This is a genomic window from Microbacterium sp. NPDC055442 (genome assembly GCF_053644215.1).
Map to the genome: position 1 here is coordinate 1 of NZ_JBSHLF010000009.1, position 13112 is coordinate 13112.

The 13112-nt window shown below is 67.3% G+C and carries 8 protein-coding genes; 3 read left to right on the plus strand and 5 right to left on the minus strand.

The features are described 5' to 3' along the window. Positions 1-217 precede the first annotated feature (217 nt). From rhaS to ACWIBS_RS15025, 4 genes are read right to left on the minus strand one after another with little or no spacing between them, the layout of a single operon-like run. Positions 218-1267 (minus strand): rhamnose ABC transporter substrate-binding protein, encoded by a 1050-nt coding sequence (gene rhaS / locus ACWIBS_RS15010; protein ID WP_376127772.1) that lies wholly within the window; start codon positions 1265-1267, stop codon positions 218-220. Positions 1268-1312: 45 nt separating this feature from the next. Continuing rightward, positions 1313-2392, minus strand: a complete 1080-nt coding sequence (locus ACWIBS_RS15015) for an ABC transporter permease (protein WP_376127663.1) — start codon at positions 2390-2392, stop codon at positions 1313-1315. After that, entirely contained in the window at positions 2389-3435 is a 1047-nt protein-coding gene (locus ACWIBS_RS15020; protein ID WP_376127661.1) for an ABC transporter permease, read from the minus strand. Before ACWIBS_RS15020 ends, ACWIBS_RS15015 begins: the two co-directional genes overlap by 4 nt. Then, positions 3432-4952: a sugar ABC transporter ATP-binding protein gene (locus ACWIBS_RS15025; protein WP_376127659.1), complete on the minus strand. Its 1521-nt coding sequence runs from the start codon at positions 4950-4952 to the stop codon at positions 3432-3434. The genes ACWIBS_RS15020 and ACWIBS_RS15025 overlap by 4 nt, the downstream gene beginning before the upstream one ends. 147 nt (positions 4953-5099) lie before the next feature. On the opposite strand from ACWIBS_RS15025, the gene ACWIBS_RS15030 reads away from it, so the two are divergent. Next, positions 5100-6107 (plus strand): LacI family DNA-binding transcriptional regulator, encoded by a 1008-nt coding sequence (locus tag ACWIBS_RS15030; RefSeq protein WP_376127657.1) that lies wholly within the window; start codon positions 5100-5102, stop codon positions 6105-6107. Positions 6108-6308: 201 nt separating this feature from the next. On the opposite strand, the gene ACWIBS_RS15035 is transcribed toward ACWIBS_RS15030, so the two are convergent. Continuing rightward, positions 6309-10349, minus strand: coding sequence for a family 78 glycoside hydrolase catalytic domain (locus ACWIBS_RS15035; RefSeq protein WP_376127655.1), 4041 nt, complete (start codon positions 10347-10349; stop codon positions 6309-6311). A 228-nt stretch (positions 10350-10577) separates the two neighbouring features. Here ACWIBS_RS15035 and ACWIBS_RS15040 point away from each other — a divergent pair, with 228 nt between their 5' ends. Together ACWIBS_RS15040 and ACWIBS_RS15045 are read left to right on the plus strand one after the other, a co-directional pair. Then, on the plus strand, positions 10578-12719 hold the full coding sequence (locus tag ACWIBS_RS15040) for a CocE/NonD family hydrolase (RefSeq protein ID WP_376127654.1): 2142 nt from the start codon (positions 10578-10580) through the stop codon (positions 12717-12719). A gap of 115 nt (positions 12720-12834) precedes the next feature. After that, complete coding sequence (locus ACWIBS_RS15045; RefSeq protein WP_376127652.1) at positions 12835-12984, plus strand: hypothetical protein; 150 nt, start codon at positions 12835-12837, stop codon at positions 12982-12984. The last annotated feature ends 128 nt before the right edge of the window (positions 12985-13112 follow it).

Consider the following 13112-nt stretch of genomic DNA (forward strand, 5'->3'; position numbering starts at 1 on the left):
CCGCAACAGGCCGCCGAGACTGCGGGGCCCACCCGCTGTCTCGACCCGCCGATGCAGTCTCGCGGTCAATGGCGGGGGAGATCGACGCGACGGTCCCGGCGCCCCGGCTCAGCGGCACCCCGACGCCCCGGCGCCGCGAATGCCACTCCGCCCCTCACGCACGGCAAGGGCACCCGGCGAGCAGTCATGCTGCCGCCGGGTGCCCTGGGGGGACGACTTAGAAGTCGAAGTCGCCGATGTTGTCCGCGTCGAAGACGAAGGGGTCTCCGAGCAGCACGCTGTTGTCCGGGCCGACCTCGAACGAGCCCAGCTTGCCGGCCTCGAACGTGTCGCCCTCGGCGCCGGTGATCTCACCCGTGATGAGCGCCGCCGTCGCGAACGCGGCGAGGTAGCCGAGGTCGGCCGGGTTCCACAGCGCGAACGCCGTGACCGTGCCGTCCTCGACGTACTCGCGCATCTGGTTCGGCGTACCCAGACCGGTCAGCGCGACCTGGCCCTTGTACTCCGACGTCGACAGGTAGCGAGCGGCAGCAGCGATACCGACCGTGGTCGGCGAGACGATGCCCTTCAGCTCCGGGTACGTCTGCAGCAGCGCCGCAGTCTTGTCGAACGAGGTCTGGTCGTCGTCGTCACCGTAGGCGATCTCGACGATCTCGATGTCGGGGTAGCTCGCGGCGAGCTCCTCCTCCATCAGCTCGATCCACGCGTTCTGGTTCGTCGCGTTGGCCGACGCCGACAGAACAGCGATCTCACCCGAGCCGCCGATCTGATCCGCGATCAGCTCGGCCTGCACCTTGGCGATGCCCTCGCTCGAGGCCTGGTTGATGAACAGGTCACGGCAGTCGGGGTTGGTGTCCGAGTCGAACGTGACGACCTTCACACCGGCCGAACGCGCCTCGTCGAGGGCGTCGCAGATGGCCTCGGGGTCGTTCGCCGACACGATGAGTCCCCCAGCGCCCTGCTGAGCGGCCGTCTGGATGTACTGCACCTGCGACGTCGGCGACGCCTCGGTCGGGCCGACCTCTTCGAACGTGCCGCCGAACTCGGCCGTCGCCTCTTCCGCACCACCGGTCGAGGTGTCGAAGTACGGGTTGCCGAGGTTCTTCGGCAGCATCGTGATCGTCAGGTTCGCGTCACCGTCGCCGTTGTCGCCCCCGTCGGTCGGGGTGCCGCCGCCGTCACCGGAGCAGCCCGTCGCGACCAGGGCCACGCCGAGAGCCAGCGCGGCTACAACACCAGCACGCCGCTTGCGCTTCAATCCGAACATCATTGTTTCCTTCCTTGGTGCGAGAAGCTCTCGCGGGATTTGTGATTACTGCGTCGAGGTGCCGGCGGTCGCTCGATCAGCGACGCGTCGACCCCTTCTCTTTCCGATGGCTGCGGCACGTCTCTTGTGCACCCAGGCGAGAAGGCTCGCGGACACCACCGAGAGGATGAGCAGGACTCCGGTGATGACGTTGATGATGTCGCTCGTGACACCGGCGAGGCGCAGGGCGCTGCCGAGGGTGCCGATGAGCAGCACACCGGCGATGACGCCGTGCAGTGCACCGCGACCGCCGAAGATCGATACGCCGCCCAAAAGCACGGCAGCGATGATCTGCAACTCCATTCCCATCGCGTTGTCACCGCGGGCGTTGGAGTACAGAAGAGTGAAGTAGACGCCGGCGAATCCCGAGACCGCGCCCGACATCACGAAGAGGATGAACTTCGTGCGCCCCACGTCGATGCCCGAGAAGTGCGCCGCTTCCTTGTTGAGACCGATCGCGTACAGCGAGCGCCCGAAGGGCGTGAAGTGCAGGAGCACCGCGAACAGGATGGCCAGCACCACGAAGGGGATGATGATCATCGGAATCGGCGTGCCCGGGATGTTCGCCTTCGCGAGGTCCGTCCACTCGTCCGGGAAGTCGGTGATCGCGGTCGTGCCGAGCAGACCCACCGCGATACCGCGGAACAGCGCGAGCGTGCCGATCGTCACCGCGAGCGACGGAAGCCCGACCACGGTCACGAGAAACCCGTTGAAGGCCCCCGCCAGCGTGCCGACCAGGATCGCGAGGATCGCTGCGATGGGGAACGGCAACCCGGCCTGCGTGAGGATGCCTGTCATCACACTCGACAGACCGACGATGGATGCCACCGACAGATCGATCTCCTCGGTGATGATGATCAACGTCATCGGCAACGCGATCAGCAGAATCGGCGCGACATCACGCAGCAGATAGGTCACCGTCAGCGGGCTGTCGAAGTTGCGCACGGTCGTCATGGCGACCACGATCACGATGACCAGGAGCGCGATGATCGCGGCCTCGCGCGTGAACAGGATGCGCCGCCACGCCGGACGGGCATGCGCTTGATAGAGCCGGATCGGGGTGGTCTCCGTGGCCATGGTGCTCATCGGCCCTCCTCCCGTTGTGCGATGAGTCGTCGGTGCTGTCGGACCGCGAGGACGCGGTCGAGCACGATCGACCCGATGATGAGGATGCCGACCACAGCGCGCTGCCAGAAGTCGTCGATTCCGAGAATCGGCAGGGCGCGGTTGATGGTCAGCAGCAGGAAGGCACCGATCGCGGCGCCCCACACGGTTCCGACGCCGCCCGCGATCGCCACTCCGCCGATCACGGCGGCACCGATCGCCTGCAGTTCCCAGCCGGTCCCGGCCGCAGAGGACACGGTGCCGTAGCGCGCGGCATACAGCACACCGGCAAGCCCGGACAGGGCACCCGACACGACGAACGCCGTGATGATGCGGCGGTTGACCTTCAAGCCGTAGAGGTGGGCTGCTGCGGGGTCGGATCCGATCGCATAGAACTCGCGGCCACCGCGGATGTTGCGCAGGTACCAGGCCGCTGCGATCAGCACGATGACGGCGATGATCGTGAGGATCGGCACACCGAGGAGCTGATCGGTTCCGAGTCCGCGGAAGTCCCGCGGCAGATCCGATGCGTTGATGCGGTCACTTCCGGTCCATGCGACGTTGATGCCGCGATAGATGTACATCGTGCCGAGCGTGATCACCAGCGCCGGCACTTTGGCCCACGCCACCAGGAGGCCGTTGATCGCGCCGAGGAGTCCGCCGAGAAGGACGCCCGCGATGAACACGACGATCACCGGGATGCCTTCGAAGTCGATGAACAGTCGACCCGTGAGGTACGCGGTCAGCCCCACGACCGAGCCGACCGAGAGATCGACGCTGCGGGTGATGATGACGAAGGCCTGACCCACCGCGACCAGCAGCAGCAGCGAGGGCGTCAGCAGCAGATCGCGGAATCCGTCGTTCGAGAACAGGAAGTTCGGGTTCGCGGCGGTGGCGGCGATCACGATGACCACCAGGGCGATGCCGATTCCCGTTTCACGCGCCGTCGCGATGTGACGCACGAGCCTCGCGGCACCGCTGGTGCCGGGCTTCACCGGCGGAGGAGTTGTCAGCGTCGCGCTCATGCTGCCGCCCCCGCATCCGCGGTCGCCGCGAACATCACGGCCTCCGGTGTCGCCTCGTCGCGCGAGAACTCGCCGGTCAGGCGGCCCTCTCGCATCACCAGAACACGGTCAGCCATCCCCAGAACCTCCGGCAGCTCAGACGAGATCATCAGGATCGCCAACCCCTGCTGTGCGAGCTCGCTCAGCAGGCGGTGAACCTCGGACTTCGTTCCGACGTCGATTCCTCGCGTCGGCTCGTCCACGATCAGCACCACCGGATCCGTGGCGAGCCACTTTCCCAGCACGACTTTCTGCTGGTTGCCGCCGGACAGCGTGCCCGTCTCGGCGTCGAGCGCCGCCGTCTTCACCTCGAGGCGGCTGGCCCATGTCTTGGCCGCCTGGTTCTCCAGGCCGTTCCAGATCAGGCCCCACTTCGCGAGCTTGCCGCGGATGGCGAGCGTGATGTTGCGGGCGACTCCGTCATCGAGCACGAGCCCCTGTCGTCGGCGGTCCTCGGGCACCAACGCGATTCCGCGCGCCGTCGCGGTGCGGGGATTGCCCTTCGGGAGCGCCGCGCCCTGCAGCTTCACGGAGCCCGACTCATAGGAATCGACGCCGAAGACCGCGCGCGCGACTTCGCTGCGCCCTGCCCCCACCAAACCGGCCAGGCCCACGATCTCGCCCGCACGCAGCTGGAAAGAGATGTCGCCGAAGACGCCCTTGCGCGTCAGTCCCTCGACCTCGAGGACGACATCGCCGATCTCGGCGGGCAATTTGGGGAACAGGTCGGTGACATCGCGGCCGACCATCTGCCGAACCAGGTCGTCGACGGTCGTATCGGCGATCGCGGTCGTGTCGACGTACGAACCGTCGCGCATCACGGTGACCGTGTCGCACAGAGCGAAGACTTCGTCGAACCGGTGCGAGATGAACAGCAGCGCACGGCCCTCATCGCGAAGACTCCGCGCCACCGCGAACAGCCGCTCGACCTCGACACCGGACAGCGCCGCCGTCGGCTCGTCCATGATGAGCACCTTGGCGTCCAGTGAGATCGCCTTGGCGATCTCGATGATCTGCTGGTCGGCGATCGAGAGTCCGTCCGTCACACGGTCGGGGTCCAGGCCGACGCCCAGACGCTGGAAGATCTGCGCCGCCTCCGCGCGCATCGCTTTGCGGTCGATCCGGCCCACGGCGTTCGTCGGCTGGCGTCCCATGAAGATGTTCTCGGTCACCGACAAGTCGGGGAAGAGCGTCGGCTCCTGGTAGATCACCGCGATTCCGGCCTCTTTCGACTGCGCCGTCGAGGTGAAGTCGACCGACTTCCCGTCGAGGAGGAACTCGCCCGAATCACGTCGGTAGAGGCCCGCGATGATCTTCACGAGCGTCGACTTGCCGGCGCCGTTCTCACCGATCAGCGCATGGATCGATCCGCGATGCAGCGTCAAGCTCCCCGAACGCAGCGCCAGGACGGCGCCGAAGGACTTCACCACGCGCTCGAGGACGAGCGCGGGCTCGAGCGACAAGTTGCTCTCAGCCACGAGTTGTAGCCTCCCCCTTGAGGTCGGGACGAAAGTGAATCGATTCAGCCGGGATTTCTCCCTACTCTATTTATGTGAATCGCGTCGGTCAAGTCGACCGCCGTCCGTGATGGGATCGTGATCAGCATCTCAAGTCGAAGGAAGAGCGTGCGCGCGAGCATCCGTGACGTCGCTGAACTGGCCGGAGTCTCCGTCGGCACCGTGTCCAACGTCTTGAACCGCCCGGATGAGGTTTCCGCCACATCCGCTCGGCGCGTGACCGAGGCCATCGAGCAGCTCGGATACATACGTAACGATGCCGCGCGAAAGCTCCGGGCGGGGATCAGCACGACCGTGGGCTTCGTCGTGCTCGACGGGCAGAACCCGTTCTTCCACGATGTCGTTCGAGGCGCCGAGGATGAAGCGTCGCGACACAGCATCGCGATTCTGTACGGCAACACCGATTACGATCCCGCGCGCGAGAATCTCTATCTCGACCTGTTCGAGGAACAGCAGGTGCGCGGCCTTCTGATCGCGCCGCACGGTGATGTCCTCGCCCGGCTGGAACGCTTGCGTGCCCGCGGGATCGCCGCTGTCCTGGTCGATCGCTTCAGCGGCGACGGGCGCTTCTCCTCCGTCTCCGTCGACAGCGTGGCCGGCGGAACGATGGCCGCCGCTCATCTCATCGAGGGCGGAGGCACACGCCTCGCGTTCGTGGGCGGACCGCTGGACATGCGCCAGATGACCGATCGGCTCGCGGGAGCGCGCATCGCCGTCGAAAGCGCCCCGGCCCCCGTCGAGCTCGAGGTGATCCCGACGCAGTCGCCGACCGTCGAAGCGGGCGTGCGCGTCGGCCGCCAGATCGTCGAGCGTCCTCGCGGCGAGCGACCCGACGCGATCTTCGCCTCCAACGATCTCATCGCGCTCGGATTGCTGCAGTCGCTCGTCTCGCGCGGGCGGATGCTGGTTCCCGACGAGATCACCCTGATCGGCTTCGACGACATCTCGTTCGCCGCGGCCGCGGCGGTGCCGCTTTCGTCCGTTCGCCAACCCAGCCGGATGATCGGGCGCACCGCGTTGCGCATCCTTCTCGAAGAGGCCGCAGACCCATCGAGCATTCCCCGGCAGACGGTTATTCAGCCGGAGCTCATCGTGCGGGCGTCCAGCCGAACGTAGGCGCTGCCACATCCGGAAGGGACGCAATAGCCACCCGCCAACGCTGAAGAGCGGGGGATGCCGGTCAGAACCGTGCATCCCCGCTCTTCTGCTGCCGGCTCGCCGCCGACCGAGAATACCCGTGCGGAGTGGACTTGGTCTCGGTCATGGTGGCGGATTCTCGCCAGATCCTGATCTGCGAACAGCCTCACACGTCTCGCATCACTCCCTCACAGGGAACGCCGCGTAGCGGACGGTCTTCGCCTCGGAGACCGTCTCGCCACCGACGATGCGCGTCGCGACGATCGTCACCTGCCCGGCGGGGACTGACGCGAGCCTCGAGTTGAGCGAGGCGGCGACCGTTTTGCCGGGCTGCACGTTCGTGAATGTCTTGTTCCCGTACGGCGTCGTGATGACGACGTCTGCCTGCACCGTGGCGTTGTTCGTCGCCGAGACGGAGAGATACGTCTTGCCGCCCAGCACCCTCGGCGTCACGTCGGCGCCGAGATCGAAACCGTCCGGGCACGCCGCATCGACCGCGCTCGGGTCACTGTCCCGCGACGCGCTGACGTAGTGGCATCCCGCGGGCACCTCGACCACGAGATACGCACCCTCGCGCGTAGCCTGCGTCTCGATCCGGTCCACGAAGAGCGTGCCGTCTCCCGCACCCTCGACGGGAACGGACACGACCGCGGTCGAACCCGACGGCACCCGGAGTCCGAGATCCGTCCGGCCGTCCTCCTGCGCGTATGCCGCGCGGATCAGCCCGCGCACGGTGGGCACGCTGACATCCGCGGAGGGCAGGCCTCCCGGCTGCAGCTTGACCGAGAACTTCTCGTACCCCGGGTCGATCGACCTGATGCCGAACACACCGCGCGGGATCATGAACGCCGGCGACGACGCCCACGGGTGCGAGAACGTGGTGTTCGACTTGAGCGCGGGGTCCCACGCCTCCATGGTGGCGCCCGCGCCCAGCGCGATCATGTTCATCCAGCTGCGCTGCCCCGTCGACGTCATGAGCCCGTAGGCCGCGTCGCCCTGGTCGCCGTCGTAGAGCGCCTGCAGGAGGAAGGGCGCGCAGTACACGCTGCACTGCATGCCGCGACCCGCCAGGTACTCGCCGACGGTCTCTCGCTGATCATCGGCTGTGACACCGAACGCCTGCGCGAAGACGCTGGCGTGGACGGCGTGATGACCGGTGCGCACCTTCGCGGCATCCATCCCGTCATCGAAAGCACCCGCATCCCGATCGTAGAGATAGGTGTTCATCGCCTCGCGCATCCGGTCGGCAACCGCTGTGAAGCGCGCTGCGTCGTCGGCATGTCCGGTTGCATCGGCGATGTCGGCCATGTCTCGGTAGCTGCGATAGGCGAGGGCGTTGACGACGGTGTTGTACTGACGGAACTGGTAGCCGTCGCGCTCCCCCGCGGGCCAGTCGACGATGTCGCAGTCCGTCCGGCTGTTGCACCCGTCCGAGCCCGACGTCTTGCGGATGAGCCCCGTCTCCTCCTCGAGATACTGAGCGGGAAGCTTCGACACGAGCGCGTCGTAGTGCTCCGCGGCGAACGACTCGTCCCCCGTGGACTGCCACAGTTCGTGCGCGGCGAGGATGAGGTACATCGGCCATTCGGTCGGCCACGTGCGCCTGCTCAGCAGGTACTCGACGGAGTACTGCGCGAGGGTCGGGTCGGCATCGAGGTAGATGTGCGACTGCAGCTGGATGAACACGTCCGCCTCGTACGGTGCGCGCTCCCTCGTCCACGAGTCCCCGTAGATGTCGAAGTTCTGCGAATCGATGGTGTGTCGAGACAGCTCCCACACCGCGTCGATGGCTTCACCGTCGCCGCGGAACCGGGCATCGTCGCTCATGGGATACACGAGCGCGGCCGCCTGCAGGTTCTCCGCGGTGACCACCTCGGGAGAACCGATGATCTCGACGTAGCGGAACACCCGGAAGCCCCAGTTCTGCAGCGCTTCCCCGCGCCCCGACAGCGTGTAGTAGTCGCGGTAGTTGTTGCCGGTGCGCATCTGCCAGCGCACGGTGTTCGCGGTGGTCGTCCGATCGGTCAGCTCTTCGCCGTACCGGATCTCGACGCGCGTTCCCGCGGCGCCGTCGAGCTGAAGCCGGACTCCGCCGAGCCAGGACCGGCCGAAGTCGATGAAGTAATGACCCGGACCCTTCTCCACGATGCGCTCGGGAGCGTGGAACTCCTCGGCGAGGTTCTCGGTCGTCGACGGCGCGAGGTTCGGCAGCGTCGATCGTGCGGCTGCGCGGGACCACGAGGAGTCGTCGAACCCGGGCTCGGCGAATCCGAACGGGTACACGCGCGCGTCGAGGTTCTCGACCGGTGCCCGGAAGTACGACGTCCCGATCGATCCGCCGCTGGGATACACGTCGGATCCTCCTCGGCTCGTCCAGTCACGCCCCGTGTCGAAGACCTGTCGCGTGCCGTCCTGGTACTCGACGACGAGCTTCGCGATGAATCCCTGGCTCTGCGCCGAGTGCGCGAGCGCTCCGATGGCGTTGCGCTCCCCGGGGCGCACGAGCGACGTGACGTCGTACCCTCCGAAGCGGTTCTCATCTGCCGCCGGCTGCTGCGGCCCCGCGCCGACGAACTCTCCGTTGACCCAGACGCGGTAGACGTACTGGCGCCCCGGAGCCGTCGAGGCACCGCTGGTGAACAGGCTCGCCCACGCGACCGGCTTGTCTTCGAGTGCCGCCTCACCGCGCAGGAACGCCCATTCCTCGGTGACGCCTGCCTGTCCGGCACGAACGCAGTCCGCGGACCGCGGAACCGTCAGCTCGCCCGCGACGGCGCTGCCGCAGGGGAAGGCCGCGTCGCCGGTCGGGAAGTCGTTCTCGTACACGACCTGTCCGCGCGGACTCGTGACCCGCAGGTTGGAGAAGACGCCGACTTCCGAACCGCCGTTGCGGAATCCGATCCCGCCGACCCGGATGCCGGGGACGACACGGGAATCGACCTGTGTGCCGTTGACCGATGTCGTGAACGTGTCGCCCCGCGCCGAGATCGTGATGCGGTTGGTCGTGCCGATGCCGATCGCGGGTGACACCGTGGTGTGCGGCAGTGCGACGAATGTGCCGTTGAGCCTCGTGTGCGGCACGATGCGGGAGTTGTCTCCGCGGATCTGCCACATGAGGTTGTTCCGGGCGTCCGCGGCCCGCAGCAGGATTCCCGTCGCGGCGTTGGAGACCTTGACGTCCACTTCGAGGTCGTAGTCCGACCACGGTCCGAAGTACATGCATCCGGCGCGTTGAGCCGTCGGGATGGACAGCGCCGATCCGGTCAGGGCGCCGCAGCTGAAGTCGTTGTACCCGGTTCCCTCGAAGTCGTTCTCGTAGAGCACCGCCCCATCGGGGTCGGTCATCCGCACATCGTCGACGATGAAGGACTCGGAGCCGCCGGTGTAGAAGCCGAACCCGCCGCTGGACAGGGTCGCGTCGACCGTGGTGTCGATCAGGACGTCATCGAGGTAGGTGCGGATCACGTCGCCCTCCGCCTCGATGCGGATGTCATAGAACCTCGCGTTCGCCCCGTTCTCGATCTGCACGCCGAGCGGAACCGTCTTGAGCACGGCAGGTGACGGGTCGGCGTTGAGCTTGCGGTGCACGGCGAGCTCGTCGACGCCGTCACCTCGGAACTGCCACAGGTAGTAGTTGTTCGCGTCCGTCGCTCGGAACGCGACGGTGACGTGGCGCTGCACGAACTGCGCACGCAGAGTCAGAGAGAAGTCCGACCCCCACTTCGCGGGACCGCCCACCCACACGGTGTCCGCCGAAGACCAATCGGCCCCCGGGCCGGTGCCGAACATCGCCGTCGTCGCCCACGACGTCGCGACGCCCGCCGCATCCCACGTCATGACGCTCCAGAAGTACCGCTCCCCCTCGGCGAGGGCCGGTCCCTCATACGGGATGCCGCCGATGCGGCCCGACTCGACCCTTCCGGAATCCCACACGTCGGCGGCATCGCCCAGAAGCTGCTCGGACGACGCCACCACGATGCGGTACGCGGTCTGGGACTGCGAGGGCGCGAGGGTCCAGCGGAAGGTCGGCGCCGTGGCGGCGTCGAGGTTCATCGGTGCCGGCAGGAAGTTCGTGGAGAGATCGGATGCCGCGGGTCGGGCTTCGACCGCCGACGCGGACTGCGCCGGCACCCCCGCGAGGGTGATCGCCAGCGTCCCGACAAGGAGCGCGATGAGCGGCGCGCGAAGGAAGTCGCGCAGGCGGGTGCGGGCAGTGTTCACATGTCCTCCTTGACAGGTGTGTCGCTCGAGCTCCTCGTCGGGCGTCGAGACGGCGACATCGTGCGCTCGAATCCGTGAAACGATTCACGCGCCATGCAGACACTACCACTGCGGGCAGCATTGCGAAACGCCCGGTTCACGCCGCATTTCTCGCCGAAGGTAACGACCGGGTAACGAGCCATCCGCCAACCCTTCCCCCGGCATCCGGGCACCCCTAGCCTCAGCGGAATGACAGAACATTTGCGCATCAGGCGCTTGACCCTCACGCTGGCCTGCACAACGGGCCTCGTCCTGGCCAGTCTCCCCGCCGTCGCTCAGGCGAATGAGGCCCCGGCGGCAGCCACCGACACGATCGTCGACTCTCCGCTGACGGGGGGCATCACGACAGCCCAGAACAGCCGAGTCCCGGCGGGCGCCGCCTGGACCGAGCACTACTTCTCCTCTTCGGACGGAAGCGATGTCGAGTTGCACGCCGATGTGCTCCGACCCGTCCACCTGCCGCTCGACCAGCCCACCCCCATCATCCTGTCGGTCGGCCCGTACTTCGGGCACATCGGCCAGTCCGGCAACGACCGTCACCCCCACACCGGCCCGTCGAACCGTTTCACCGACCTCATCGAGGGCGGATCCCTCATGGAGCGCGGCTACACCGTCGTCTACGTCGACCTGCGCGGATACGGCGGCTCGACCGGCTGCATCGACTTCGCCGGGCCCGGCGAACAGGCCGACGTCGTCGCGGCCGTGGACTGGGTCGCGAACCAGGAATGGTCGACCGGAAAGGTCGGCCTGTACGGCAAGTCCTACGATGCCGTCACCGGCCTCATCGGCGCGAACCTGGAGCCCGAGGGGCTCGAGGCCGTCGTCGCTCAGGAGCCGCTGTGGAACATGTACAACTACCTGTACAGCAACGAGGTCCCTCGCTCCAACGTCACCGGCACCCCGCGCGCCTACAACTCGATCGCGTCGCTGCAGGGCATGGCCGACGACACCGACCGGTACAAGGCCAACGCGGCATACGAGATCGCGCACCCCGAGTGCCTGGCGAACAACCTGGCGGACGCGCGGGAGTCGAAGCTGGAATCGGAGTACTGGAGCGCCCGCAACCTCGCCGAGCAGGCGAAGGGCTCCACGGTTCCGCTGTTCGTCACGCAGGGCATGACCGAGGCGAACACCAAGCCCGAGGACTTCAACGAGTACCTCACCAACCACGAGGGCGTTCAGCGCGGCTGGCTCGGCCCGTGGGATCACGTGCGCGGCGGTGACCGCAACTCGGCCGGTGTCCTCGAGATGGGGCGCGAAGGCTGGTACGACGAGGTCATGCGCTTCTACGACGAGCACCTCCGGGGCATCGAGCCCGAGATCGTGGACCCCGCCTTCATGATCCAGGACAACTTCGGCACATGGCGCACGCAGGACACCTGGCCCATCGTCGACCGCACCACCGTGATCGACCTCGAGCCCGGCTCGTACGTCGACGACGACGGCCGCACCCCCGCCGCACCGGGCGCTGCGACGTTCGACATGGAGAACGCCCCGAGCCTGCTCCCCAAGGGCGACCTCGTCAAGGCCGAGAGCAGCACCTTCCAGGCCCGCAACCGCAGCGCCGTGCCGCCGCGTACCACCGAGGACGCAGACGGCTACTACTCCTGGTCGCGGCCGCTGAACGACGACACGCGCATCTCCGGCACCCCGACGATCTCGTTCGATGCCACGGGCAGCGGCAACGTGCTCGCGCGGCTGTGGGATGTCGCCCCCGACGGCACCGCGGTGATGTTCACGGAGCAGATGTCGCGGGTGTCCGACGGAACCGTCACCTTCGACTTCAAGGATGCCGACTGGACCCTGCTCGAGGGACACCAGCTCGCCGTCGGCATCGGGACCAACTACACCCGCAGCTGGCCGCGCAGCGGCTCGGGCGAGACCATCACGGTCAGCGACCCCACGCTGTCGCTGCCGCTGATGAGCGTGGAGAACGACCAGGAGACGCACGGTGCCCCCGCACCGTTCCTGACGCGCTACCTCTCGAGCTACACCAGCCGGCTGACCGGCATCGAGGGCACCTTCTCGGTGAACGCGGGTCTGGACGTCACGGCCGAGACGACGCCGCGAGCACTCGCGGGCAAGGTCTACCTGTCGGTGTCGGCGACGAACCGCGATTCGGTTCCCGTGGACCTCACGGTCTCGACCGCCTACGGCAGCAAGACGTTCACGAACGTCGCGCCGGGCACGTCGGTCGCCGTGTCGATCAACACGCGTCTGGCATCGGTGCCGGCCGGTGAGGCGACGGTCACGGTGACCGGAACCGTCGACGGCGTCTCGTTCACCGGGACCGAGACGGCTCCGTTCGGAGGGTTCCCCGTCGGCGGCTAGTCCGCCGCAGAGTGACCAGGGGCGGGGATGCCGCGTGGCTTCCCCGCCCCTGCTCGCGCGAGCAGCGCACGTCAAGCCCCTGCCCGCGACGCGTGCGCCGTCGTAGCCTCACTCCATGGACGAAGAGCGACGCGCCGAACACCAGCCCATCGAGCAGGACGCCCCGATCGGCGGCGACGAGACGACCGAAGACGAGCTCGAAGCCGACAACCCCGTCGAAGAGGACACGCTCAAGACCCTCGACCCCGACGACGCCCCCGCGTGAGGTTCACACGCCGCGCGCGACCCGCAGAAACGAGAAAGGGCCACCCAGCATTGGGTGGCCCTTTCTCGAAAGAAGTCCGGCGGTGTCCTACTCTCCCACAGGGTCCCCCCTGCAGTACCATCGGCGCT